This window comes from Cellulosimicrobium sp. I38E, assembly GCF_001647255.1.
Taxonomy (GTDB): Bacteria; Actinomycetota; Actinomycetes; order Actinomycetales; family Cellulomonadaceae; genus Cellulosimicrobium; species Cellulosimicrobium cellulans_E.
In genome coordinates this window covers 46,706-70,891 of record NZ_LUAZ01000026.1, presented here as the reverse complement: position 1 = coordinate 70,891, position 24,186 = coordinate 46,706, and the positions used below count along the sequence as shown (strand labels likewise).

The window sequence follows — 24,186 nt, the reverse complement described above, 5'->3', positions numbered from 1 at the left end:
GGTCGGGGGGCGAGGTCGGGGCGGGGGTCTGCACGGCGGACATCAGGCGCTCACCTCCGCGGCCGCGGCGGCCGTCGGGGCCGCGCGACGTCGTCGAGCGGCGACCAGGTCGCGCACCTTCGGGGACTGCGCCAGGCAGACCGCGATGACGACGATCGCCTTGAACAGGGGCGTGACGGACGGCGAGATGCCGAGCATGGTCACCGTGAGCGTGAGCGTCTGGATGATGAGGACGCCGACCAGGGTGCCCGAGAGCGAGAACTTGCCGCCCGCGAGCGACGTGCCGCCGATGACGACGGCGAGGATCGCGTCGAGCTCGATGAACAGGCCGGCGTTGTTCGCGTCGGCCGCCATGGTGCTCGAGGAGATCATGAGGCCCGCGAGGCCCGCGAACAGCGCGCACACCGCGTAGACGGTCCAGATGATGCTGCGGGACTTGACGCCCGCGAGGCGGCTCGCCTCCGGGTTGATGCCGACGGACTCGATGAGCATGCCGAGCGCGGTGCGGCGCGTGAGCAGCGCGACCGCGGCGAACACCAGGCCCGCGAGCACGACCGCCACGGGGATCCCGAACCAGAAGCCGGAGCCGATCGCCTTGAACGGCGCGCTGTTGACCGTCGTGATCTGGCCGCCCGTGATGAGCATCGCGACACCGCGGCCCGCGGTCATGAGCACGAGCGTCGCGATGATCGGCTGGATCCCGAGGACCGAGACCAGGAAGCCGTTCCACACCCCGAGGACGAAGGACAGCGCGAGCGCGATCCCCGCCGCGACCAGGACCGTCGTCAGGCTGTCGGGCGAGGGCGACGACGCGATGAAGCTCAGCGCGACGGCGCCGGAGATCGCGACGACCGCGCCGACCGACAGGTCGATGCCTCGCGTCGCGATGACGAGCGTCATGCCGAGCGCGACGAGCAGCAGCGGCGCGCCGTTCTTCAGCAGGTTGACGAGCGAGCCGAACAGGTGCCCGTCCTGGAGCCGGATCGACAGGAAGCTGGGCCGGTTGATGGTGTTGACCGCCAGCAGCACGACCAGCGCGACGATCGGCCAGAAGAGCCGGTGCTGGACGGCGCGCTGCCAGGCGGGTGCCGTGGTGCTCATGACTCCTGCCCTCCGCTCGCGATGAGCTCGACGACGTCCTCGACCGTGACGTCCTCGTCGTTGGTGATCTCCGCGACCTTGACGCGGTCGCGCATGACGGCGATGCGGTGGCTGAGCCGCAGCACCTCCTCGAGCTCGGCCGAGATGAACACGACCGACATGCCCTCGCCCGCGAGCTGGGCCACGAGCTTCTGGATCTCGGCCTTGGCACCGACGTCGATGCCGCGCGTCGGCTCGTCCAGGATGAGCAGCTTGGGTGCTGTCGCGAGCCAGCGCGCGAGGAGCACCTTCTGCTGGTTGCCGCCCGAGAGGTTCTTGATGAGCGCGTCCGGGTTGCCGGGGCGGATCGCGAGCGCCTTGATGTACGTCTCGACGATCTCGTCGACCTGCTTCTTCGGCAGGCGACGCGCCCAGCCGCGCTCCGCCTGGAGCCCGAGGACGATGTTCTCGCGGATCGTCAGGTCGCCCACGATGCCCTCGGCCTTGCGGTGCTCCGAGGAGAACGCGATCTTGCGCTGCATCGCGCTGCGCGGCGTGCGCAGGCGCGCGAGCGCGCCGCCCACGCGCACCTGGCCGGAGTCGGCACGGTCCGCGCCGGCGAGCAGGCGCGCGAGCTCCGTACGGCCCGAGCCGAGCAGACCGGCGAGGCCCACGACCTCGCCCGGGTACACGTCGAGGTCGAACGGCTGCACCGAGCCCTTGCGACCGACGCCGAGCGCCTGGACGAACGGCGTCGCCTCGCGGTCGGCCACCGAGCGCTTGGGCGCCTCCTCGAGCTCCTCGAGCACCTCGAGCGAGGTGCCGATCATCTTGGAGACGAGCTCGAGCCGCGGGAGCTCGGCGGTCACGTACTCGCCGACGAGCTTCCCGTTGCGCAGGACCGTCATGCGGTCCGAGATCTCGTAGACCTGCTCGAGGAAGTGCGAGACGAAGAGGATCGCGACGCCCTCGTCGCGCAGCCGCCGCACGACGGCGAAGAGCTGGGCGACCTCGTCCGCGTCCAGGCTCGAGGTCGGCTCGTCGAGGATGAGGACCTTGCACTCGACGACGAGCGCGCGGCAGATCGCGACGAGCTGCTGCACGGCGAGCGAGTGGGAGGCGAGCGACGACGCCGGGTCGATGTCGAGGTTGAGGCGGGCGAGCATCTCGCCCGCGCGGCGGCGGGTCCTGCGCCAGTCGATCGCTCCGAGCCGGCGCGGCTCGTGACCCAGCATGATGTTCTCGGCGACCGAGAGGTTCTCGCAGAGGTTGACCTCCTGGTACACCGGCGAGACGCCCGCGGCCTGGGCCTCGCCCGGGCCGGAGAACGTGTGCTCGGCGCCGTCGACGGCGATGCGACCGGAGTCGATCGAGTAGACGCCGGTGAGCGCCTTGATGAGCGTCGACTTGCCGGCGCCGTTCTCGCCCATGAGGGCGTGGACCTCTCCGGGCCGGAGCGTGAGGTCGACTCCGTCGAGCGCCTTGACGCCCGGGAACTCGATCGAGATCCCGGTCATCTCGACGACGGGTCGACCGTCGGGGACGGCGGTAGTCATGGGTGACCTTCCGTGCAGCGGTGGCGGCGGGGCTGCCGGGCCCCGGGGCGCCTCAGGACGCCGGCGACGTCGGCATGCCGGCGGTGGTGCGTCGGCCGCGCGCCGGGGAGACGTGCTCTCCCGGCGCGCGACCCGTCCGTGGTGGCGGACCGGTCGGCGTCGACCGGCCCCGCCGGGCGGGCGGCCGCCCCGGATGGCTCCGGGACGGCCGCTCGGTCCCGGTCAGTACTCGCGCGTCGGGAGCGCCTCGATGGCCTGCTCCTGCGTGAAGGACTGGTCCTCCACGACGATGCGCTTCTCGACCTCCTCGCCCGCGACGACCTTCTTGATGATCTCCGCCAGGTCCGGGCCGAGGAGCGGGTTGCACTCGACGATGAAGTTGATCTTGCCGTCGGCCAGCGCCTGCATGCCGTCCTTGACCGCGTCCACGGTCACGATCTTGATGTCCTCGCCCGGGACGAGACCTGCGGCCTCGATGGCCTCGATGGCGCCGAGACCCATGTCGTCGTTGTGCGCGTAGACGAGGTCGATGTCGTCGTGCGCCTGGAGGAAGCCCTCCATGACCGTCTTGCCCTCGGCGCGCGTGAAGTTGCCGGTCTGCGAGTCGATGATCGTCACGTTGGGGTTGTCCGCCGTGGCGTTCTCGAAGCCCGTCTTACGGTCGATCGCGGGCGCGGCGCCCGTGGTGCCCTGGAGCTCGACGACGTTGATGGGCTCGGTCGCGAGGTTCTCGGAGACCCAGTCGCCGGCCATCTCGCCCTCGAGGACGAAGTCGGAGCCGATGAACGACTCGTAGAGGGTGTCGTCCTCGGAGTCGACCGCGCGGTCGGTGAGGATCACGGGGATGCCGGCCTGCTTGGCCTCCTCGAGCACCGCGTCCCAGCCGGACTCGACGACCGGGGAGAACGCGATGACGTCCACGCCCTGCGCGATGTAGGAGCGGATCGCCTGGATCTGGTTCTCCTGCTTCTGCTGCGCGTCGGAGAACTTGAGGTCGAAGCCGTTCTCGGCCGTGAGCGTGTCCTGGATGGACTTGGTGTTCGCCGCGCGCCAGCCGGACTCGGCGCCGACCTGCGAGAAGCCGACGACGATCGTGTCGCCGCTGCCGCCGTCGCCGCCGGCGTCGTTGCTGCTGTCGTCCGTGCTGCCGCCCCCGCTGCTGCACGCCGCGAGCGCGAGGACCGCCACGCCGGCGAGGACACCCGTCAGACGCGTGCGCGCCTTGGTCGTGCTGAACATGCTCTCCTCCTTGAGATGCGACCTCGGCGCCGTGCCGAGGGTCGTCGGGTCGTGCCAGCCCACCATCGGGCTGTTGACTCTTGTTGATACATGTTTGCTTGTGTCAATGTCTAGCGGTGTCAGTGCCCCTCCCGCAAGCCCCGACCCGGCATTCCGCATAACCGTTCGGTAACCGTTGTGGCCACCGTCCGGCACTGCGACGTGCCGACCGCGCGGAGCCTGTCGAGGCGCTGAGCGCCAGACCTGCGGATGTGATCGCTCACACCCTCCCGAGAGACGATGTTAGCGCTCACACGCGCGGAGGGGAAGCCGTCACCCGTCACGGTTCGGTCACGGCCGCGAGGCCACGCCCGGACCTGCGCCGACGGCTCCCCCCGGCGCGTCAGAGGCCCTGCGCGACGCGGTAGAACACCTGGTTCCACCGCACCTGGTCGCGGAAGCCCCGGCGCGTCGTGCTCTCGTCGATCACCAGCAGCTCGGTGCGCGCGATGTCCGCGAACACCTCGAACGCGTCGATGCCGGCCGCGGTGGAGAGCACCGTGTGGTGCGCCCCGCCCGCGGTGAGCCACGCCTCGGCGGACGTCGCGAAGTCGGGGCGCGGCTCCCACACCGCGCGCGCCACCGGGAGGTGCGGCAGCGGTGCCGAGGGCGCGACGACGTCGACCACGTTGGCCGTGAGGCGGAACCGGTCGCGCATGTCCGCCAGGGAGACGACGACGCCTACGCCCGGGTCGGCGTCGAACACCATGCGGACGGGGTCCTCCTTGCCACCGATGCCGAGCGGGTGGATCTCGACCCGGGGCTTCGACGTCGTGAGCGAGGGGCAGATCTCGAGCATGTGGGCGCCGAGGATCTTCTCGCTACCGGGCGTGAGGTCGTAGGTGTAGTCCTCCATGAGCGACGCGCCGCCCGGCAGACCCTGGCCCATGACCTTCGCGGCGCGCACGAGGACGGCCGTCTTCCAGTCGCCCTCGGCGCCGAACCCGTAGCCCTTGGACATGAGGCGCTGGACGGCGATGCCCGGGAGCTGGCGCAGGTCGCCCAGGTCCTCGAAGTTCGTCGTGAACGCCTTGGCGCCCACCGACTCGAGGAAGGTCTCGAGCGCGATCTCCTGACGCGCGGCGTACCGCAGCGAGGCGTGGCGGTCGCCGTCCTTGCGCAGCTCGGGGACCACGTCGTACAGGTCCTCGTACTCCGCGACGAGCGCGTCGACGTCGGCCTCGGAGACCTCGTCGACCGCGCGCACGAGGTCGTTGACGCCCCACGTGTTCACGCTCACACCGAACCGGAGCTCGGCCTCCGTCTTGTCGCCCTCGGTCACCGCGACGTTGCGCATGTTGTCGCCGAACCGGGCCAGGCGCAGCTCGTGCGTCGCCGCCCAGCCCGCGGCGCCGCGCACCCAGGCGCCCACGCGCGCGGTGACCGCCGGGTTCGACACGTGCCCGACGACCGTGGTGCGCGCCACCCCGAGCCGGGTCGCGACGTACGCGTACTCGCGGTCGCCGTGCGCGGCCTGGTTGAGGTTCATGAAGTCGAAGTCGATCGTGTCCCACGGCAGCTCGACGTTCGCCTGCGTGTGCAGGTGCAGCAGCGGCTTGCGGAGCTGGTCGAGTCCCCCGATCCACATCTTCGCGGGGCTGAAGGTGTGCATCCACGTCACGACGCCCAGCACGCGGTCGTCCGCGTTGGCGTCGAGCATCGCGCGCCGGATCGAGCCGGCGTCCTTGAGGACGGGCTTCCAGACGACGTTCGCCGGGACGTCGGGGGACGCGTCGAGGACGCGCGCGACCTCCTGGGACTGCTCGGCGACCTGTCGCAGCGTCTCCTCCCCGTACAGGTCCTGGCTCCCGGTGAGGAACCAGATCTCGCGGTCCGCGTAGGGCTTGCTCATGTCGGTCCATCTCTCGTGTCGTGGGGCGGGAGCCGCACCGCTGCGGTCCCGTCCCGGGTGGTCGTGCCGTGTCGTTGCTGTCGGGCTGCCGACGTGCTCCGCGCGCCCGGTGCGCGGCGTGCCGAGACCGCCGCGGAGGCGGCACCGGCCCGTGGTCAGCGCGGGTCGGGCGCGGGCTGCTGCCCGTAGACGTGCTGGTACCGCGCGTAGAGCGAGTCGACGTCGTCCTGCGGGATGCGCGTGGGCTCGCCGAGCTGGCGGCTGACGTGCACCGTCCGCGCGACCTCCTCGCACATGACGGCCGCCTTGACGGCCGCGCGCGCGTCCGTGCCGATCGTGAACGGCCCGTGGTTGCGCATGAGGACCGCGGGGCTCCGCGAGTCCCGCAGCGTCTCGACGATGCCGCGCCCGATCGAGTCGTCGCCGATGAGCGCGAACGGCCCGACCGGGATGTCGCCGCCGAACTCGTCGGCCATCATCGTCAGCACGCACGGCACGGGCTCGGCCCGTGCAGCCCAGGCCGTCGCGTACGTGGAGTGCGTGTGCACGACACCGCCCACCTCGGGCATGTGCCGGTAGACGTAGGCGTGCGCCGCCGTGTCGGACGACGGCGACCGGTCGCCCTCGACGAGCGTCGCGTCGAGGTCGCACACCACCATCGCCTCGGGGGTGATGTCGTCGTACGAGACGCCCGACGGCTTGATGACGAGCAGGTCGCCCGAGCCGTCGGGGCGCGTCGTGTCGCGCACGCGCTCGGAGACGTTGCCCGCGGTCCAGACGACGAGCTCCCACCGCGGGAGCTCGGCGTGCAGCGCGGCGACGCGCTCCTTGGCGGCGTCGACGGCGTCGCGCAGGTGCGCGGGCACCTGGGTCACGGCGGCGGGCGCGGCGACCACGTCCGCGGCCGGGGTGGGCGTGCTCATGCGGGGTCCTCTCCTTCGGTGCGGGTGGGCAGGGCCGCCACGGCGGCGCGTTCGACGGCGAGCCCTGCCGCGTAGCGCTCGAGGTACGCGGCGAAGCCGGCGACGTCGGCGGGGTCGGGAGCGACGGTCTCGGTCTCCGCCGTCGCGAACACGTGCTCGCGGAGGTACGCGCCGAGGTCCTGGGCGGCGACGCCGACCGTCGCCGCCGACGCGGTGCCCGACGACGCCCGGTCGCGCGCGAAGCCGGCCAGGACCGCGATCCCCCACGCGCCGCCCTCGCCCGCCGTGTGCCCGACGCTCACCGGCGCGTCGATCGCCGCGGCGAGCAGGCGCTGGGCGACGCCCGCGGTGCGGAACATGCCGCCGTGCGCGAGCATCCCGTCGAGCCGGACCCCCTCGTCCGCGAGGACGCGCATGCCGAGCGCGAGGGTCCCGAACGCGCCGTACACCTGCGTCCGGGCGAAGTTGGCGAGCGTGAGCCGGCTGCCGGGCGTGCGCACGACGAGCGGCCGGCCCTCGTCCAGGCCCGTGATCGGCTCGCCGGCGAGGTAGTTGTAGGCGAGCAGGCCGCCGCCGTCGGCGTCGCCGTCCAGCGCGGCCCGGAAGAGCGCGCCGAACACGTCGTCCGGGCTCGCGTCGCTGCCGACGGCCGCGGCGAGCTCGCCGAGCAGGCTCGCCCACGCGTCGAGCTCGCTCGCGCCGTTGTTGCAGTGGACCATCGCGACGAGGTCGCCCGCGGGGGTCGTCACGAGGTCGAGCTCGTGGTGCACGCTGCGGAGCGGACCCTCCAGGACGACCATCGCGAAGATGCTCGTGCCCGCGCTGACGTTGCCGGTCCGCGGCGCGACCGCGTTCGTCGCGACCATGCCCGTGCCGGCGTCACCCTCGGGCGGGCAGAGCAGGACGCCGGGGGTCAGCGTGCCCGACGGGTCGAGCCAGGCGGCGCCCTCGGCCGTGAGCCGGCCCGCGTCCTCGCCGGCGACGAGCACGTCCGGCAGGAGCTCGGCGAGCTTGGGCCCGTCCCGGTGCGTCGCGACGCGCTCGTCGACGAGCGCGAGGAGCGCGTGGTCGTAGTCGCGCGTCGCCGGGTCGACCGGGAACATGCCCGACGCGTCCCCCACCCCGAGCGCGTGCCGGCCCGTGAGCCGCCGGTGGACGTACCCGGCGAGAGTCGTGAGGGACGCGACCTGCGGCGCGTGCGGCTCGGCGTCGAGGATCGCCTGGTACCAGTGGGCGACCGACCAACGCAGCGGGACGTTGTACCCGAGCAGCTCGGTGAGCTCCGCGGCGGCCGGGCCGGTCGACGTGTTGCGCCACGTGCGGAACGGGACGAGCAGCTCGCCGTCGGCGTCGAACGCGAGGTAGCCGTGCATCATCGCGGAGACGCCGAGCGCGCCGTAGGTCCTGGGGCGCACCCCGTACCGCTCCTCGACGTCGTCGACGAGGCGCGCGTAGCAGTCGCGCAGACCGGCCTCGACGGCCTCGAGCGAGTACGTCCACACACCGTCCTCGAACCGGTTCTCCCACGCGTGGCTCCCGCTCGCGAGCGGCGTGCCCTCGGCGTCCACGAGGCACGCCTTGATCCGCGTCGACCCGAGCTCGATCCCGAGCGCGGTCTCCCCCGCCACGACGGCCGCCCGACGGCGACCGACCTCGTCCTGCTGCACCATTGCTGCTTCTCCTCGTCGCGGCGTCGCGCCTCGGTCGTTGAGTACCTTCTCGAATGTTAGCGCTCACAACCGGCGGGGCCAACTCCCCCGGCACAGGCCCTCGTGAGCCGAGCGCGGCGTCAGTCGCGCGGCCCCGCCGTGCTCTCGCGGACCATGAGCTCGGGCGGGATGGAGACGGGTCGGACGGTCGCCCCGGACAGGGCGTCGATCATCATGCCCATGCACCGGCGCCCGAGCGAGCCGAAGGGCTGGCGCACGGTCGTCAGCGGGGGGATGAAGTGCCCCGCGCCGGCCACGTCGTCGAACCCGACGACCGAGACGTCGGACGGCACGCGCACCCCCCGCTCCCAGAACGCCCGGAGCAGGCCGAGCGCGAGCTGGTCGTTGCCGGCGAAGACGGCGGTCGGCCCGTCGCCCGCACGCACCGCGTCCGCGAGCTCCTTCCCGACGGCGTAGCCGCGGTCCGACGACCAGTCGCCGCGCACGGGCTCGGGCACGGGCGCCCCGTGCTCCTCGAGCGCGGCCCGCCAGCCCGTCTCGCGCTCGCGCGCGTCGAACCAGTCGAGCGGGCCGGACAGGTGCAGCACCGTGGCGTGCCCGAGGCCGAGCAGGTGCTCGGTCGCGAGCCGTGCACCGAGCCGCTGGTCGACGGCGATCGAGAGGATGGCGCCCGGCGCGCCGAGCGCCCCGGCGCCCGGGCGGACGACCTCCGCTGGCTCGCCCTCACCCGGATGGTCGCGCGCCGCGATCATGATGACCGGCACCGGCGCCCGGAACGAGTCGACCGCCGCCGCGACGTCGGTCTGCGGCGCGATGACGACGATGCCCTCGACGCCCTGGTCCATGAAGTGCTCGAGCACCCGGTGCATCGTGTCGGCGTCGTAGCGCCGGATCGTCGCGACGCTCACGAAGTACCCCTGCTCGCGGGCCGCCTCCTCGACCGCGATGAGGGTCGACGTCGGCCCGTAGAGCGCGGAGCCCGTCGTGACGACGCCGATCGTCCCCGAGCGCATCGTGACGAGCGCGCGCGCCGCGCTGTTGCGCCGGTAGCCGAGCGTCGCGATCGCGTCGAGGACGCGGTCCCGCGTCTCGGGCCGCACGCTCGGGTGGTCGTTGAGCACGCGCGAGACCGTCTGGTGCGACACCCCGGCGAGGCGCGCGACGTCCGACATCGCGGGCGGGCGCGTGCGGGGGGACGGGCCGTCGCTCACCGCTCGTCCCTCCCGGCCTCCGGGCGCGGCGTGGGTGCGTCCGCGAGCGCCGCGGCGAGCTCGGCCGAGCGGTCGCGCGCGGCCTCGAGAGCGTCGAGGAACGCGGCGCGCACGCCGCCCGCGTCGAGCCGCCGCAGCGCGGCGACCGTCGTGCCGCCGGGCGAGGAGACCTTCTCGCGCGCGATCGCCGGGTGCTCCCCGGTCTCGCGCAGCATCGTCGCCGCGCCGTGCACGGTGGCGGTGGCGAGCTCGAGCGCCGTCGCGCGCGTGAGACCCAGCAGGACGCCCGCCTCGGCGAGCGCGTCGATCACGTAGAAGACGTACGCCGGGCCGGAGCCCGAGAGCGCCCCGACCGCGTCCTGGTCCTTCTCCGCGACGCGCACGACGAGCCCCGTCGCGGACAGCAGACGCTCGACGAGCGCGACGTCGCCGTCGTCCGCGGCGGCGCCGCCGCTCACGGCGCTCACCCCGGCACCCACGACGGACGGCGTGTTGGGCATGACCCGCACGACGGCGGTCCCGGCCGGGAGGCGGTCCTCGTAGAAGGACGTCGGGAGCCCGACGACGACGCTCACCACGACCGTCCCCGCGCCCACCGCGTCGCGGACCTCCGCGAGCAGCGCCGCGACGTCCTTGGGCTTCACCGCGACGACCACGACGCCCGCGCCGCGCACGGCCTCGACGTTGTCCTGCGTCGTCGCGACCCCGTGGCGGGCCGCGAGCTCCTCGCCGCGCTCGGCCCGGCGGACCGTCGCGACGACGTCGGCGGGGTCCCAGCCCGCGGCGAGCGCGCCCGCGAGGACGGTCTCGCCCATGATGCCCGTGCCGAGCACGGCGAGCCGGCGCTCGGGGACGGGCGCGGGCGGGGTCGGCAGGTCGGTCATGGACGATCAGCTCCCGGTGGTCGGTGAAGGCATTCTTGCGCACCCGGCGGACGCTCGGGACCGCCGCGGCGTCCCAGGGACGCCGACGCACGCTCCGGGGACGGCGCGCGCCGGTCGAGGGCGGGGTCCGAGCAGGTGCCGAGGACGGTCAGAGCGGGAACGCCTCGTACACGTCGGTGACGACGTCGACGGGCCCGGTGGCCTGCAGGACGGCGGTGCCGTTGCGCCACGTGACGGTCGCCTGACCGTCCGCCCCGGGCGTCACGGCGTACGTGCCCGCGACCTCTCCGGCGACCTCGACGTCACCGGTGTCCGTCGGCTCGCCCGCCGCGGTGACGAGGTCCTGCGCGGCGGTCTCGGCCTCGGCGACGGTGGGCCACTGCCCGGCGACCACCGTGACCGTCGTCGCGTCGGCCCCGTCGCCGTCCGCGTACACGAGCTGGTACGCCTCGAGGGCACGGGCCGCGGTCCACGCGTCCGTCGCCGAGTCGCTCCGCAGCACGAGGTCGAGCACGGTGTCCGGGAGCGCCGTCGCGAACGCGGTCGTCCCGGTCCGGGCCGCGGGCTCGAGGGTCGGGGTCGGCGGGTCGGCGGTGACCGTGACCGTCGGCTCGGGGTCGGCCGCGGCGTCCGCGCGCGCGAAGCCTGGCCACCCCCAGGCCAGGAACGCGAGCACGAGGCCGACGACGAGCAGCAGCCCGACGAGCACCACGAGCCGGCGCCGCCGGTAGACGGCCGCCGACGCGGGCCGGGAGTGACGTCGGTCGCTCGCGCCCACGGCGTCGGTGGGCCGGCGCGGCGACGACCCCGCGGCGGTCGCGGGACGTGCCGGGGTGGCGGCGCGTCCCGTCGGGCTCCCGCCGGGCGGCTGGCTCATCGCGCGTACCTCCGCTGCTCTCGGTCCTCGCGGGCCCGGTCCTCGCAGCCCCGGGCTCTGCGGCCAAGCGTAGGACGCGCGCGTGCCCGACCCCCCGCGCTCGTGCGGGGTGTCGGGCACGCGTCGGCGGTTCACCCGCCCGTCATCGCCCGAGGGGCGTCGGGGTCGTCACCCGCAGCCCAGCGCGGCGTGCTCCGCCTCGGTCTCCGTCGTGACCTCGACGCCGTCGACGGTGCTCGTGGCACGCACCACGACGGTGCCCGCCTCGACCGCCGCCGCGCGGACCGCGAACGACTGGTAGGCGCTCTTCCCCGGGGCGACCGCCGGGAACGACCGCGAGCCGTACGGCGTCTCGAGGACCAGGTCGACCGGGGCGTCGTGACCGTGGGTGGCGACCACGGCGACGTAGGCCTTCCCGGCGAGGCAGCGCGCCTGCGCGGTGACCGTGACGGGCAGCTCGGGTTCCGGACCGCCCGTGCCCGGGTCGTCCGCGAACGCCCGCCACTCGGTGACCGCCACCGCGGAGTAGGTCGTCCCGTTCCCGTTCGCCGAGAAGGTCGCTCGCAGGCGCGACGTGGTGACGGGGTCGAACGTCACGGTGTTGAACGCGGTCGTGCTCGTGCCGTACCCGGAGGGGTTTGCCACCGGGACCCACGCCTGCGCCGCCTCGTCCCAGTACTCGAGGACCCAGGAGTCCGGACGGACGACGCCGTCGCCGCTGCCGGGGTTCGAGTCCCGCCAGAACTTCAGCTCGGCGCCCGTGAGTCGGATCGGTCGCGACCAGTCGTACCGCACCCACTGGGTCGCGGGCCGGGTACCCGACCAGGTGCCCCAGATCTGGGCCTGGCTCGGGTTCGCCGGGTCGGCGTCGTCGTGGAGCGCGCCGACGCTGTTCCACCCCGCGGTGTACGAGGCGGTCGCCGTGGCGATCGGTGCGACGTTGCCCGTGAGGGGTCCCGAGACGTCCGCGGGGACGGTCACGAGCTTCGGCGTCTCCGCGTTGCCCGCGACGTCGACCGCCCGGAACGACACCCGGTGCTGGCTCGCGTCCGGGGCGGCCACCGGGCCGGCATAGGTCTGCCAGCCGCCCGTGCCGATCGCGTACTCGACGCGGGCGACGCCCGACGTCGCGTCGGTCGCGGTGACCGTCACCGTGCGCGCGGCCTCGTCGAGCACGCCCGTGCTGACGGGCGCCACCCGGTCGATCTGGACGTCGAGCGCCACCTCGTCCGAGACGTTCCCCGCACGGTCTGCGGCCGTCGCGAGGACGCGGTGCTCGCCGTCGCCCGTCACGGTGACCTCCGTGGTCCGCGTCGGCTCCGTGCTGGCCGGGGCGCCGTCGCCCACACGCGTGGTGAGGACCACGCGCCCGCCCGAGTCGTCGGCTCCGTCGACCCGGACCCGGACGTCGGAGCGGAACCAGCCGTCGCTGCCCGCGCTGCCGAGCGGCGTGAGCGTCACGGTCGGCGCGGTCACGTCGCCCTCCGCCGCCTCGGCCGGGATCACGGTGACCTCCGTGCTCACGCGACCGCCCGCGTAACCGAGCACGGACCCCTCGACGGAGAAGGTGCCGGGGGCGGCCACGTCGGCGGCGGTGACCTCGTCCCAGAAGGCGGGGACGTGCAGCGTCTCGCCGCCCGCGAACGTCACCGGGACCGTCCCCGGCAGGGCGGTCTCGCCCACCTCGACCGTCACGCCGGGCGGGTCGACGGCGGCGGGCTGCTCGGCGAGGACCTTCCACTCCTCGACGGCCACGGCCGAGTACGTGCTGCCGTTCGTCGAGGCGTCCAGGACGGCGCGCACCTGCGTCGTCGTGACCGGGTCGAACGTCGTGTCCTGGAAGCCGCTCGTGCCGGTGCCGTAGCCGCTGGGGTTCGGCACGTCGACCCACGCGCCGCCGTCGGAGGCGTCCCAGTACTGGATGCGCCACGACGCGGGGGCGGCGACGCCGACGCCCGTGCCCTGCGGCTGGTCGTTCCAGAACTCGATCTGCGAGCCGGCGAGCCGCATCGGCCGGTCCCACGTGTACTGGACCCACTGCTGGGGCGGGTTGTTCCCCGTCCAGGTGCCCCACATGTCCGGGGGCAGCGGGTTGGGCCGCACGATCTCGTCGTTGAGAGCCTTCTTCCAGTACTGCGTGGGGACGGGCTCGTTCGACACCGTGACCGTCGCCTCCTGCGCGACGTTCGCGCGCGGGGTCGTGTCCCTGACCGGGGCGGGCGTCGTGACGACCTGCTTCATGCGCGGCGGCGACTGCGTGTCGTCCCACTCGACGCGGTCGATCGCGACCGAGCGCCGGAAGTGGTTGCCGCCCTCGGCGTCGGCCGTGTGGTACGCGATCCACCACTCGCCGTCGAACTCGAGGATGCCGGGGTGGCTCGTCGTCGACGACACCGGGGCGAGGACCGTGCCGCGGTAGGTCCACGGCCCCTCGGGCGACGACGCCGTGCCGTACGCGATGCACGCGTGGTAGTTGGCGGGGGTGCACGCGGACGTCGGTCCCGCGTTGTTGCCCGCGTACGCCAGGTAGTAGGTCCCGTCCCGCTCGAACGCCCACGCCGCCTCGAAGAAGCCGGTGAGCCCGGTGACCGTGCGGACCTGGCCGACCGGGGTCTTCATGTCCTGTGCGAGCTCGAGCATGCGCAGGTTCGAGAAGCTGCCCCACCAGACGTAGACGCGGGCGTCGTCGCCCTCGCCGTCCACGAGGACCGTCGGGTCGATGTTGTGGATCGTGTTCGGGGTGGGGACCCGCTGGGAGATGATCGGCGCGCCGACGTGATCGGTCCACGGGCCGATCGGGGAGTCGGACACGGCGACGCCGATGCCGAACGCGTCGCTCGCGGGGCTGTTCGCCTCGTGCACGGGGACGTACCAGTAGTAGCGCCCGTCGACGCCCGCGACGACCTGCCCCGCGTACGCGCGGCCCGGCGTCGCCCAGTCGAACACGTCCTCGGGCCGCATGAGCGACGGGTGGTGCGTCCACTCCCCCGCGTCCACGTCGCTCGTCACGAACGCGCCCCACTCGTTCATGACGAAGTCGTTGCGCGTCGGACCGGCCTCGTCGTGGCCCGTGTAGACGTACAGCGCGTCCTCGTCCGTGGCGTTGCCGGGTGCGCCTGCCGGGACGACGAGCGGTGCGGGGTCGGCCGAGTAGTAGCTCCCGTCGCCGAGGATCGGGTTCTGGGTGCTCGTGAAGGTGTACGGGTCCGCGGCGGCGGCCGGGGTCGCGGTCGCCGCGAGCCCCGTGAGCGCGAGCCCGGCGGCGAGCACGCTCGCGAGCGCTCGTCTCGGACGATCCCTGCCGTGCGACGGTCGGGCGGTCGGTCTGTCGGTCATGGCCTGGTCTCCTGACGGTCGGGCCGCGGCGCGGCCTGCGGGTCCTGCGTGGAGGTCGTGCGCCCCGGGAGTTCCCTCGGCCCCCGGGGCGCACGGTCGTGGAGCCCGTGCCGGCGGGCAGGACGTGCCGGGTGCGCGGCCGGCCGACGGTGACGCCCCCGCGAGCGGGGATCGGACGCGTCACCGCCGTCGTCGCGGCACCGTCGTCGCACGCGGGGTGGCGGTCGTGACGGGCGGGCCGACGGCGCCGTGCACCTCGGCGGTGCGGCGTGCGGGCCGTCGTCGCGCTCGCGTCGTCACGGGCGTGCACCTCTCGTCGTCGAGTCGGTCGTCCGGCGCCGACCATGCCACACGCGGAAACTACTTCGCAATGCTTTTCGGTCGACACTCCCGCGAGGGGCGTGGCGGGTGGAACCTCCTGTTGCCCCTCGAGAGCCGGGATCCGCAGGATGGCGGGCGCGAGCCGGCCATGGCCGCGTCGCGACCGGTGTTCAGTCGAAGAAAGTCAGCCGACCCGGTTTTCGGTCTGCGGCCCGTGCTCGCGGTGCCGCTCCGCACGCGCGCGGGCGCGCGACGTCGCGATGGACACGAGCACGCCGACCACGACCAGGTCGAGCACGATCTGGACCATCGCCACGATCTTCGCCCCCTCGCCGACCGGGTGGACGTCGCCGTACCCGACGGTCCCGAGCGTCACCACGGCGAAGTACAGCGCGTCGGTGCGGTTCTCGATGCCGACGAACTGGTCGGCCATGAGGTAGTAGGCGAGGGCGAAGAACGTGACGACCGGGAGGAGCAGGCCCATGACCGACTGGACCCGGACGCTCGGCGTCCCCCAGGCGCGGAGCTGGCGGCGCACCTGGACCACGAGGAGCGCGCACAGCAGCGCCAGCCCGACGACGAACGCCACGAGCTGGACGACCTCCGGGGCCTCGTCGGTCGGCAGCGGGACGCCGTAGTAGACCGTGAGGCACGCCGTCGTGGACGCGACCGTCAGGATGAGCGTCCACCACGGGCTGTCGTGCGGGAGCCTGCGCATGCGCCCAGCATCCCGCGCAGAGGCGTTCTCGTCGCGGCGTCGTGCCCGTGTCGGCGGTCGTGGCTAGGTTGGGCGCGTGACGTCGTCGACCACCGCTGCCCGCTCCGCGGCCGCCAAGCGAGCCCGCCCCGCCTACCGCTGCTCCGAGTGCGGCTGGACCACGGCCAAGTGGGTGGGACGCTGCGGCGAGTGCCAGGAGTGGGGCACGGTGACCGAGGACGCCCCCGCGGCCTCGGGTCCGCGCACGACCGCGGTCACGCCGACGCGCTCGCCCGCGCGCCCCATCGGGGAGATCAGCGTCGACGCGGCTCGTGCGACCCCGACGGGCGTCTCGGAGTTCGACCGCGTGCTCGGAGGCGGCATCGTGCCGGGCGCCGTGGTCCTGCTCGCCGGGGAGCCGGGGGTCGGCAAGTCGACCCTGCTCCTCGCGGTCGCGAGCAATGTCGCGTCCGGCGGGACGGACCTGCCGACGGTGCGCCCGGTCGGCGACCGCGCGGCCACGACCGGCCGCCCGGCCCCGACGCCGCGGCGCGTCCTCTACATCACGGGCGAGGAGTCGGCGGGGCAGGTGAGGCTGCGGGCCGAGCGCGTCGGCGCCCTCGCGCCCGGCCTGCTCCTGGCGTCCGAGACGGACCTCGCGACCGTGCTCGGCCACATCGAGGCGACGGAACCGGACCTGCTCGTCGTGGACTCCGTGCAGACCATCGCGTCCGCCCAGGTCGAGGGTGCGCCCGGCGGCGTGAGCCAGGTGCGCGAGGTCGCGGCGTCGCTCATCGCGGCGGCGAAGGCGCGCGACCTGCCCGTCATCCTCGTGGGGCACGTCACCAAGGACGGCTCGGTCGCCGGGCCGCGCACGCTCGAGCACCTGGTCGACGTGGTGTGCCAGTTCGAGGGAGAGCGCCACTCGCGCCTGCGGCTCGTGCGCGCCGTGAAGAACCGCTATGGCCCGACGGACGAGGTCGGCTGCTTCGACCTCACGGAGAACGGCATCGTCGGCCTCGCCGACCCGAGCGGGCTGTTCCTCTCGCACACCGGCGCCGGGTCCCCCGGCACGTGCGTCACGGTCACGCTCGAGGGCAGGCGCCCGCTCGCCCTCGAGATCCAGTCGCTCGTCGTGCCGAGCTCGCTGACCAACCCGCGCCGCACCACGAGCGGCGTGGACTCGAGCCGCCTCGCGATGATCCTCGCGGTCATGCACCGCCACGCGGGCGTCCGGCTCGTCGACCAGGACGTCTACGCGTCGACCGTCGGTGGCGCCAAGGTCACCGAGCCCGCCGCCGACCTCTCGATCGCGCTCGCGGTCCTCTCCGCGCGCGAGGACGAGGCGCTGCCCCAGGGCACGGTGGCGTTCGGCGAGGTCGGCCTCGCGGGCGACATCCGCCCCGTCACCGGCCTGGACCGCCGCCTCGCCGAGGCCGCGCGCCTCGGCTTCACGCGCGCCGTCGTGCCGCGCGGGTCGTTCCCGCGCCCGGTGGAGGGCATGACGATCCTCCCCGCGCGCCACCTCGGCGAGGCCGTCGAGCTCGCGCGGACCTGACCGCTCCGCCGCGCCCCCGACCTGACCGTTTCGCCCGGCCCGGTGCGCGGCGGTCAGCCGCCCGAGGTGGCCGCCGCGGCCCGGTCGACACTTCCGGCATAGAGGTAGACGCCGAGCGTCGCCGGCTCGCGGTCCAGGTACACCGTCATCTCCTGCCCCGCGGCGCGGGTCATGCCGTGCTTCTCGTAGAACCCGTACGAGCACAGCGAGTCGGTGTAGAGGTGGAAGTCCGTCCTGCCGTGCTGCCGGAGGTGCGCGAGGAACTCGCGGTAGAGCGCCTTGCCGGCACCGAGCCCGCGCGCGGCCGCGCCGACGGCGAAGAGGGTCAGCTCGTCGGTGAGCGGCGCGGTGGTGCGCCGGCGCAGGGACCGGTAGACGCCGTCGAAAGCGAGGTACTGCCGCAGCGACCTCCACTCGGGCAGGCCGAGGACGACCAGCCGGAGCACGTGGCCCGCGGTGCGCAGCCGGTTGCCCAGCACCCCGGGCAGGGGCGCCCGGCCCGAGACCCCGCCCATGAGGACGCCGACGACGCGTCCGTCGAGGACGGCGACGCGCGCGTAGGTGCTCGCGAGGAGGCGCTCGCGCAGGTAGACCTCGAGCGCGCCGTCGAGCAGATGCGGGGCCGGCACGTAGCGATGGATCGCCCACGCCTCGTCGATGATCGCCTTGACGTCGTGCGCGTCGCGCGGGGCGTAGGGGCGGTACGTGATCGTGGTCATGACACTCCTCGGTCCGGCGCGGTTCGTCGTCGGCGCCGTCGCCGAAGGGTGGGCGACGTACCGACCATATGGACTGTAGTAACGACCAATGGGACGGTTGTGTTCCCCAGTGCCTAATGTCGAACCGAGCACGATGGGAGGATGGGGCCATGACCGGTGGTGGACAGCGCGCCCGGCGCGACCCCGTGCGCACGCGGCGGCTCCTGCTCGACGCCGCGGCCACGGCCCTGGCGACGCACGGCCTGGGGGTCAGCGTCGACACGATCGCCCGCACGGCCGGGGTGTCCAAGAGCGGGCTGCTCCACCACTTCCCCACCAAGGACGACCTGTTCGTCGCGCTCGCACGCGACGCTTACGAGCGCTTCGCCCGCGAGGTCGAGGCGCACACCGAGCCGGCGGACCTGGCCCCCGGCCGCATCATGCGCGCCTACCTCCGCGCGTCGTTCGCGGCGCTCGGCACCGACGAGCCGACCACCGGCTACTGGGGGGTCGAGGCGCAGCTGAGCGTCGTCCCCGCGGTGGCCGACGTGATCCGCGCGAACGCCGAGGACTGGCAGGAGCGCCTCACCGCCGACGGGTTCGACCCCGACGTGATGCGACTCGTCCTGCTCGCCGTGACGGGCGCCGAGATGGCGTCCGGCGTGGGAGCCGCACCGGCGAGCACCGCGCGCCGGGTGGAGGAGCAGCTCCTCCGACTGACCCACCGCGCCGACGCGCTCCGCAGCCTCCTCGACGTGGCGCCCCCGCCGTAGCCCCGACTGCACGCCCTCACCGAGCGGGCGCGTCAACGGCCGAGAGCCCACCACTGCAGCAGCATGATGGTCTTGCCGTCGACGATGCGGCCGTCGCCGATCATGGCCAGCGCGTCGTCGAGCGGGAGCTCGACGACCTCGATGTCCTCCCCCTCGGCCGCCACTCCTCCGCCTGTCCCTGTGCGGTCGCGCGGGGTGTACGGCGCCGCGAAGAAGTGCACCTTCTCGGTGACGGAGCCCGGGCTCATGTAGGCGGTGAAGACGCGCGCGACCGGCCCGACGGTCACGCCGAGCTCCTCGGCGACCTCGCGCCGGATCGCGGTCTCGGGGTCGTCGTCGTCCAGCAGGCCGGCGGCCGTCTCGAGGAGCATGCCGTCCTCGTGGTCGTTGACGTACGCCGGGAACCGGAACTGCCGCGTGAGCAGGACGGTCGACCGCGCGGCGTCGTGGAGCAGGATCGTCGCGCCGTCCCCACGGTCGTACGTCTCGCGCTCGAGCGTCTGCCAGCGCCCGTCGCGGCGCCGGAGGTCGAAGGTCGTCCGGCGCAGCACGTGCCACCCCTGCGACGTGAGCTCGACGTCGCGGACGACGACGTCCGGGTTGCGTCGCAGCGCGCGACCGGCCCGGTCGAGACCCGTGCGGCCGCGGTGGTCGGGGACGTCGACGCCGGGGACCCCGCTCACCGCGCGCTCGCCGGAGAGGTCTCGACGCGACGGGGCAGCTCGGAGACGCCGTGGTAGACGGGGAGGCCGCGGGCCGTGGCGATCGCGACGTCCTGGTCGGCCCCCGCCGACTCGCCGGGCAGGCGCAGGACCGCGTCGCAGTGCTCCAGGAGACGCTGCGCGGTCGGGTAGAGCACGTCGGCAGCCAGGTCGTCGTCCACCGTGGCACCCGCCGAGCGCAGGACCGGGAGCGCGACCCACTCGCCGATCATGGGGACGTGCCCCGCGGCGAAGACGGGCCAGGCCGCCTCCTCGAGACGGCGCAGGTTGGCCTCCATGGCGGCGTGGTCGCCGTCGGTCCCGGATCGGTAGGGGCCGGCGATCAGGACGAGCAGGGGTCGGTTCATGCCTCTAGAATAGGCATGAACGTGCATCATCAAGAACAAACGAGGAGAAGCATGCTGGCCGCCGAGAGACGAGACCTGCTGCTCGCGACCCTCCGCCGTGACGGCAAGATCGTCGCGAAGACCGCGGCGGCGGAGCTCGGGCTCTCGGAGGACAGCATCCGCCGGGACCTGCGCGAGCTGGCCGCCGAGGGGCTCTGCCAGCGCGTGTACGGCGGGGCGCTGCCGGTCTCGCCGGCCGTCGCGGACTACGCGGGACGCCGGCAGGTCTCCGTCGCGGGCAAGGAGCGGGTGGCGGCGGCCGCGGTCCGCCTGATCGACCCCGGGAGCACCGTCATCCTCGACGGCGGGACGACGGCCCTCGCCGTCGCGGCGGCGCTCCCGCCGGACCTGCGCTGCACGGTGGTGACGCACAGCCCGACGGTCGCGACGGCGCTCGCCGAGCACCCGGTCGCCGACGTGATCGTCCTCGGCGGCAGGCTCTTCAAGCACTCGGCGGTGACCAGCGGGGCGGCGACGGTCGAAGCCGCGCAGCACGTGTCGGCCGACCTGTTCCTGCTCGGCGTCACCGGCATCCACCCCGACGCCGGCCTCACCACGGGCGACCCGGACGAGGCCGCGACGAAGCGGGCGCTCGCCGCGCGCGCGGCCGAGACGTACGTGCTGGGCTCGTCGGAGAAGGTCGGGGCGGCGTCGCCGTTCCGCGTCGTCGGGTTCGACGACGTCGCCGGCGTCGTCACGGACGCCGACCTCGCGTCGGACGTCGTGCGCGCACTTCGCGAGCGGGTCCGCGTGCTCCCCGCCTGACGACGTCAGAACGTTCAGGAACGTGCACGCCGTGGACCCGGGCCGTATCCCGCGACGCACAGCGCGACGACCGTCGTCGCGGCCGCGAGCAGCACGGCGAGCACCATGTGGGCACCGACCGCCACGACGGGCAGCCCGTGGCGCGCCTGGTAGAGGCCCAGCAGCACCTGGACGCCCTCCAGCGCGAGGAGCGCGAGGAGCCAGACCCGGACCGGCAGGCGGCGCGCCCACGCCACGACGGTGAGCGCGACCGTGAGGGCCACGAGCGCGTAGCTCGGCCAGGCGTGCACGTGCTGGAGGAGCGTCGCGTCGAACCCGTTGCGGCCCGCCTGCTGGTCGCCCGAGTGCGGCCCCGCGCCCGTGGTGAGGACGCCGAGGAGGATGGTCACGACCGCCGTCGTCACGAGGACGGCGGTCGCCACCCGGAACGCCGCGGGCGCGCGGTCGGTCCCGTCGTCCGCGGGGACGACCCGGAGGCGGACGAGGAACGCCGCGCACACGCACGCGAGGGCGACCGAGGCGACGTAGTGGAAGCCGACGACGAACGGGTTGAGCCCGGTGAGCACGGTCACCCCGCCCACGAGCGCCTGCGCCACGACGCCCAGCACGACCGTGCCCGCGAGCAGCGCGAGGTCCCGGCGCTCGTGACGTACCCGGACGACCAGGAGCAGCACGACCACCGCAGCGACGCCGACGACCCCGGCCAGCGTGCGGTTGCCGAACTCGATGAGCCCGTGGACGCCCATCTCCGGGGTGCTCACGAGCGAGTCGGACGTGCACAGGGGCCACGTCGGGCAGCCCAGGCCCGACGACGTCAGCCGGACGGCCCCGCCGGTCGCGACGAGGAGCACCTGGACGGCGAAGGAGACCCACGCCGCCACGACGACCCTCCGGTCCAGCCGGTCGGGCAGCCGTCGCCACCATCGCCGCAGCACGGGCTCTCCGACGTCCGCCCGGTCGGCCACCCGCTGGTCCGCGCTCATCGGCCCACCGCGCCCAGGAACGGCACGAGCGCCTCGGTGATGCGCTCCCGCGCCTCGTCGTCCGAGATCGTGGGCGTCCCGTCGCCCGGCTGCGCCCCGTAGTCGCCGAACTGGGCGTGCGTCGCGCCGTCGATGCGCACGCGCTCGGCGCCGGGCGGCATGAGCGCCATCGAGGAGGTGATCGACTCCTCGTCGACGAGCCCGTCCCGCGTGCCCGTCACGGTGAGGGCGGCCAGGTCGGAGCGGCCGGAGAGGTCGCCGAGCGAGCAGTACGACGCGAGCAGGACGAGGGCGCGCACCTCGTCCCACTCGGCGTACGTGCACGCCCGGACGCCGCCCATGCTGTGTCCGCCCACGGCCCAGGCGTCGACCTCGGGGGCGAGCGCCGTGAACGCCTCGAACGGCCGGCGCTCCAGCAGCGCGAGGTGGAGGAACGGTTCGACGAGGACGACCGTCGTGCCCTGCGCGGCGACCTCCTGGAACGTCGCCACGTACGCCTGCGGCTCGACCTTGGCCCCGGCGAGGAACACGAGACCGCTGCCGTCGCTCTCCCCCGCGGGGCGCAGGACGACGGCGTCGCCGCGGTCGTCCAGGCGGACGCGCGGGTCCTCCTGCACGGCGGTGAGACCCGCCGGCTCCGCGGGGAAAGTGTCGTCGGCCCACACGAGGAAGGCGCCGACCGCGACGACGAGCAGGCCGACCAGCACGAGCGCGACCGTCACGAGCACGCGGCGGACCCGGGACCGACGGGGTGCCGACGGCGTGGCGGGAGAACCGTCCGGCGGAGCGGCGCCGTCGTCGGGAGCGTGCTGCGCCGGGGGCGCGAGCAGGAAGGGCATGGGGCAGCTCCTGGGAGGGTAGATGGTACGGCTACCGTAGCATCTCGCTTGTAGGCTGATCCGATGAGCCAGCACCCCGACGCCCGACCGGCGCTGTCGGTCCACCTGCTCCGGGACCTCCAGGACGCGATCGGCGAGGCCACCTCCGCCCTGGCGCACCGGCTGCGGATGAGCGCCACGGACGCCGCCGCCCTCGAGCACGTCGCGCTGGCGGACCAGCCGCTGGGCCCCGGGGAGCTCGGCGCGCGGCTCGCCGTCACGCGCTCGTCGGCCACCGAGGTCGTGGACCGGCTCGCGCGCGCCGGGCACGTCGAGCGCGTCCGGGACGAGACGGACCGGCGCCGGTACCGCCTCGAGCCCACCGCCGCCGCCCGGTCGCGCGTCCGTGCCGAGCTCGACCCGCTCCGACGTTCCCTGGACTCCGCCGCCGACGGCTTCTCGCCCGCGCAGCAGCAGGTGATCGCCGCGTACCTGCGCGCGGTGACCTCCGCCTACCGCTCCTTCGCGGCCACGCCGGACGGGGCCCCGGAGTCTCCCCGCCCCCACCGGTGACCGCCGGGCGGCGCGGGCGAGCGCCGCCCGGCGCGTCGAGACCGGATCGTGACCGGATTTGTGGCCCGCTGCCGCGGGTTCCCGGGGGTGGAAAAGGGCTCGCAGCGTAGGATTCCTCCGTGGCCAACTCCCCTGCGCACCCCGACGAGCTGCTCCGGGAGACCCTCGCCGCCGTGGCACCGGGCACCGAGCTCCGTGACGGTCTCGAGCGCATCCTCCGCGGCCGGACCGGCGCGCTCATCGTGCTGGGCCTGGACAAGGTCGTCGAGGAGATGTGCTCGGGCGGGTTCGTCCTCGACGTCGGCTTCTCCGCGACGCGCCTGCGCGAGCTGTCGAAGATGGACGGCGCCGTCGTGCTCGACCGCGACGCGAACCGCATCCTGCGCGCAGCCGTGCAGCTCCTGCCGGACCCGACCATCGAGACGACCGAGTCCGGGACGCGGCACCGCACCGCGGAGCGCGTCGCCAAGCAGAGCGGTTTCCCGGTCATCTCGGTGAGCCAGTCCATGCGGATCGTCGCCCTGTACGTCGGCGGCCAGCGCCACGTCCTCGAGGACTCCGACACCATCCTGTCGCGCGCCAACCAGGCGCTCGCGACGCTCGAGCGCTACCGCGCCCGGCTCGACGAGGTGTCCGGCACGCTGTCCGCGCTCGAGATCGAGGACCTCGTCACGGTCCGGGACGTGTGCGCCGTCGTGCAGCGCCTCGAGATGGTCGCCCGCATCTCGGAGGAGATCGCCGGTTACGTCATCGAGCTCGGCACCGACGGGCGGCTCCTCGCGCTCCAGCTCGACGAGCTCATCGGCGGGATCGGCTCCGACCGCGAGTTCGTCATCCGCGACTACGTGGACCTGGGTCGCAAGGACCGCTCGCTCGCCGAGGTCCAGAAGGCCCTCGGCGGCCTGGACTCGACCCAGCTTCTCGACCTCGGCCAGATCGGCCGCGTGCTCGACCTGCCGGGCGGCGGCGACGCGCTCGACGCCGCCGTCGCGCCGCACGGGTACCGCCTCCTGTCGAAGGTCCCTCGCCTGCCCGCCACGATCATCGACCGCCTCGTCGCGCACTTCGGCGGCCTGCAGAAGCTCCTCGCGGCGAGCATCGACGACCTCATGACCGTCGACGGCGTCGGCGAGCAGCGCGCCCGTGCGGTGCGCGAGGGCCTGTCGCGGCTCGCGGAGTCGAGCATCCTCGAGCGCTACGTCTGACCCACCTGACCGTCCGACCG

21 protein-coding genes are annotated in these 24,186 nt (G+C 73.9%); 5 read left to right on the top strand and 16 right to left on the bottom strand.

The annotated features are described in order from the left end of the window. Positions 1-42: 42 nt before the first annotated feature. From A0J59_RS09560 to A0J59_RS09510, 11 genes are all read right to left on the bottom strand, one after another. Positions 43-1,101, bottom strand: coding sequence for an ABC transporter permease (locus tag A0J59_RS09560; RefSeq protein ID WP_047231544.1), 1,059 nt, complete (start codon positions 1,099-1,101; stop codon positions 43-45). Continuing rightward, positions 1,098-2,636 carry a sugar ABC transporter ATP-binding protein gene (locus A0J59_RS09555; protein ID WP_064315949.1) on the bottom strand — a complete coding sequence of 513 codons (1,539 nt, stop codon included), beginning with the start codon at positions 2,634-2,636 and terminating at the stop codon, positions 1,098-1,100. The genes A0J59_RS09560 and A0J59_RS09555 overlap by 4 nt, the downstream gene beginning before the upstream one ends. Positions 2,637-2,858: 222 nt before the next feature. After that, positions 2,859-3,875 (bottom strand): ABC transporter substrate-binding protein, encoded by a 1,017-nt coding sequence (locus tag A0J59_RS09550; RefSeq protein WP_047231688.1) that lies wholly within the window; start codon positions 3,873-3,875, stop codon positions 2,859-2,861. A 382-nt stretch (positions 3,876-4,257) separates the two neighbouring features. After that, entirely contained in the window at positions 4,258-5,766 is a 1,509-nt protein-coding gene (gene araA / locus A0J59_RS09545) for an L-arabinose isomerase (protein WP_064315948.1), read from the bottom strand. Between the two features lie 155 nt (positions 5,767-5,921). Beyond that, positions 5,922-6,689 (bottom strand): L-ribulose-5-phosphate 4-epimerase, encoded by a 768-nt coding sequence (locus tag A0J59_RS09540; protein WP_064315947.1) that lies wholly within the window; start codon positions 6,687-6,689, stop codon positions 5,922-5,924. Next, entirely contained in the window at positions 6,686-8,359 is a 1,674-nt protein-coding gene (locus A0J59_RS09535) for a xylulokinase (protein WP_064315946.1), read from the bottom strand. The genes A0J59_RS09540 and A0J59_RS09535 overlap by 4 nt, the downstream gene beginning before the upstream one ends. Positions 8,360-8,478: 119 nt before the next feature. Beyond that, entirely contained in the window at positions 8,479-9,531 is a 1,053-nt protein-coding gene (locus A0J59_RS09530) for a LacI family DNA-binding transcriptional regulator (RefSeq protein ID WP_064315958.1), read from the bottom strand. A gap of 35 nt (positions 9,532-9,566) precedes the next feature. Beyond that, the gene (gene proC, locus A0J59_RS09525; RefSeq protein WP_064315945.1) at positions 9,567-10,454 is read right to left on the bottom strand and encodes a pyrroline-5-carboxylate reductase; all 888 of its coding nucleotides are present in this window, start codon (positions 10,452-10,454) and stop codon (positions 9,567-9,569) included. Between the two features lie 148 nt (positions 10,455-10,602). After that, on the bottom strand, positions 10,603-11,331 hold the full coding sequence (locus tag A0J59_RS09520) for a hypothetical protein (protein ID WP_053369560.1): 729 nt from the start codon (positions 11,329-11,331) through the stop codon (positions 10,603-10,605). Positions 11,332-11,499: 168 nt separating this feature from the next. Then, positions 11,500-14,667, bottom strand: coding sequence for a family 43 glycosylhydrolase (locus A0J59_RS09515; protein ID WP_082918888.1), 3,168 nt, complete (start codon positions 14,665-14,667; stop codon positions 11,500-11,502). 505 nt (positions 14,668-15,172) lie between these two features. After that, positions 15,173-15,706, bottom strand: coding sequence for a potassium channel family protein (locus tag A0J59_RS09510; RefSeq protein WP_052877419.1), 534 nt, complete (start codon positions 15,704-15,706; stop codon positions 15,173-15,175). A gap of 76 nt (positions 15,707-15,782) precedes the next feature. On the opposite strand from A0J59_RS09510, the gene A0J59_RS09505 reads away from it, so the two are divergent. Then, on the top strand, positions 15,783-17,243 hold the full coding sequence (locus A0J59_RS09505) for a DNA repair protein RadA (protein ID WP_064315943.1): 1,461 nt from the start codon (positions 15,783-15,785) through the stop codon (positions 17,241-17,243). A gap of 53 nt (positions 17,244-17,296) precedes the next feature. Here A0J59_RS09505 and A0J59_RS09500 read toward each other — a convergent pair whose 3' ends face one another. Further along, positions 17,297-17,962: a GNAT family N-acetyltransferase gene (locus A0J59_RS09500; protein ID WP_064315942.1), complete on the bottom strand. Its 666-nt coding sequence runs from the start codon at positions 17,960-17,962 to the stop codon at positions 17,297-17,299. Positions 17,963-18,111: 149 nt separating this feature from the next. Here A0J59_RS09500 and A0J59_RS09495 point away from each other — a divergent pair, with 149 nt between their 5' ends. Beyond that, a complete protein-coding gene (locus tag A0J59_RS09495; protein ID WP_064315941.1) occupies positions 18,112-18,714 on the top strand; it encodes a TetR/AcrR family transcriptional regulator in 603 nt (200 codons plus the stop codon). A gap of 32 nt (positions 18,715-18,746) precedes the next feature. Here the strand turns inward: A0J59_RS09495 and A0J59_RS09490 are convergent, their stop codons facing one another. Then, positions 18,747-19,397, bottom strand: coding sequence for an NUDIX domain-containing protein (locus A0J59_RS09490; RefSeq protein ID WP_064315940.1), 651 nt, complete (start codon positions 19,395-19,397; stop codon positions 18,747-18,749). Beyond that, a complete protein-coding gene (locus tag A0J59_RS09485; protein ID WP_064315939.1) occupies positions 19,394-19,783 on the bottom strand; it encodes a hypothetical protein in 390 nt (129 codons plus the stop codon). Before A0J59_RS09485 ends, A0J59_RS09490 begins: the two co-directional genes overlap by 4 nt. Before the next feature lie 51 nt (positions 19,784-19,834). Here A0J59_RS09485 and A0J59_RS09480 point away from each other — a divergent pair, with 51 nt between their 5' ends. Then, positions 19,835-20,587: a DeoR/GlpR family DNA-binding transcription regulator gene (locus tag A0J59_RS09480; protein ID WP_064315938.1), complete on the top strand. Its 753-nt coding sequence runs from the start codon at positions 19,835-19,837 to the stop codon at positions 20,585-20,587. A gap of 14 nt (positions 20,588-20,601) precedes the next feature. Here the strand turns inward: A0J59_RS09480 and A0J59_RS09475 are convergent, their stop codons facing one another. Both A0J59_RS09475 and A0J59_RS09470 read right to left on the bottom strand, forming a co-directional pair. Beyond that, a complete protein-coding gene (locus A0J59_RS09475) occupies positions 20,602-21,570 on the bottom strand; it encodes a heme A synthase (protein ID WP_082918886.1) in 969 nt (322 codons plus the stop codon). Further along, on the bottom strand, positions 21,567-22,409 hold the full coding sequence (locus tag A0J59_RS09470; RefSeq protein ID WP_082918885.1) for an alpha/beta hydrolase: 843 nt from the start codon (positions 22,407-22,409) through the stop codon (positions 21,567-21,569). Before A0J59_RS09470 ends, A0J59_RS09475 begins: the two co-directional genes overlap by 4 nt. Positions 22,410-22,472: 63 nt before the next feature. Between A0J59_RS09470 and A0J59_RS09465 the strand changes: the two genes are divergently transcribed. Together A0J59_RS09465 and disA are read left to right on the top strand one after the other, a co-directional pair. Further along, positions 22,473-22,961, top strand: a complete 489-nt coding sequence (locus A0J59_RS09465; RefSeq protein WP_047231530.1) for a MarR family winged helix-turn-helix transcriptional regulator — start codon at positions 22,473-22,475, stop codon at positions 22,959-22,961. Between the two features lie 119 nt (positions 22,962-23,080). Next, positions 23,081-24,166, top strand: coding sequence for a DNA integrity scanning diadenylate cyclase DisA (disA, locus tag A0J59_RS09460; protein ID WP_047231529.1), 1,086 nt, complete (start codon positions 23,081-23,083; stop codon positions 24,164-24,166). Positions 24,167-24,186 lie beyond the last annotated feature (20 nt).

What these genes read in the sequence shown, in the direction of transcription:
- araA (WP_064315948.1), bottom strand. Translation starts at nt 5,766, where the DNA reads ATGAGCAAGCCCTACGCGGACCGCGAGATCTGGTTCCTCACCGGGAGC.
- proC (WP_064315945.1), bottom strand. Translation starts at nt 10,454, where the DNA reads ATGACCGACCTGCCGACCCCGCCCGCGCCCGTCCCCGAGCGCCGGCTC.
- A0J59_RS09485 (WP_064315939.1), bottom strand. Translation starts at nt 19,783, where the DNA reads ATGAACCGACCCCTGCTCGTCCTGATCGCCGGCCCCTACCGATCCGGG.
- A0J59_RS09515 (WP_082918888.1), bottom strand. Translation starts at nt 14,667, where the DNA reads ATGACCGACAGACCGACCGCCCGACCGTCGCACGGCAGGGATCGTCCG.
- A0J59_RS09465 (WP_047231530.1), top strand. Translation starts at nt 22,473, where the DNA reads ATGAGCCAGCACCCCGACGCCCGACCGGCGCTGTCGGTCCACCTGCTC.
- A0J59_RS09560 (WP_047231544.1), bottom strand. Translation starts at nt 1,101, where the DNA reads ATGAGCACCACGGCACCCGCCTGGCAGCGCGCCGTCCAGCACCGGCTC.
- A0J59_RS09530 (WP_064315958.1), bottom strand. Translation starts at nt 9,531, where the DNA reads ATGTCGGACGTCGCGCGCCTCGCCGGGGTGTCGCACCAGACGGTCTCG.
- A0J59_RS09540 (WP_064315947.1), bottom strand. Translation starts at nt 6,689, where the DNA reads ATGAGCACGCCCACCCCGGCCGCGGACGTGGTCGCCGCGCCCGCCGCC.
- A0J59_RS09510 (WP_052877419.1), bottom strand. Translation starts at nt 15,706, where the DNA reads ATGCGCAGGCTCCCGCACGACAGCCCGTGGTGGACGCTCATCCTGACG.
- A0J59_RS09470 (WP_082918885.1), bottom strand. Translation starts at nt 22,409, where the DNA reads ATGCCCTTCCTGCTCGCGCCCCCGGCGCAGCACGCTCCCGACGACGGC.
- A0J59_RS09550 (WP_047231688.1), bottom strand. Translation starts at nt 3,875, where the DNA reads ATGTTCAGCACGACCAAGGCGCGCACGCGTCTGACGGGTGTCCTCGCC.
- A0J59_RS09495 (WP_064315941.1), top strand. Translation starts at nt 18,112, where the DNA reads ATGACCGGTGGTGGACAGCGCGCCCGGCGCGACCCCGTGCGCACGCGG.
- A0J59_RS09500 (WP_064315942.1), bottom strand. Translation starts at nt 17,962, where the DNA reads ATGACCACGATCACGTACCGCCCCTACGCCCCGCGCGACGCGCACGAC.
- A0J59_RS09475 (WP_082918886.1), bottom strand. Translation starts at nt 21,570, where the DNA reads ATGAGCGCGGACCAGCGGGTGGCCGACCGGGCGGACGTCGGAGAGCCC.
- A0J59_RS09480 (WP_064315938.1), top strand. Translation starts at nt 19,835, where the DNA reads ATGCTGGCCGCCGAGAGACGAGACCTGCTGCTCGCGACCCTCCGCCGT.
- A0J59_RS09535 (WP_064315946.1), bottom strand. Translation starts at nt 8,359, where the DNA reads ATGGTGCAGCAGGACGAGGTCGGTCGCCGTCGGGCGGCCGTCGTGGCG.
- A0J59_RS09520 (WP_053369560.1), bottom strand. Translation starts at nt 11,331, where the DNA reads ATGAGCCAGCCGCCCGGCGGGAGCCCGACGGGACGCGCCGCCACCCCG.
- A0J59_RS09555 (WP_064315949.1), bottom strand. Translation starts at nt 2,636, where the DNA reads ATGACTACCGCCGTCCCCGACGGTCGACCCGTCGTCGAGATGACCGGG.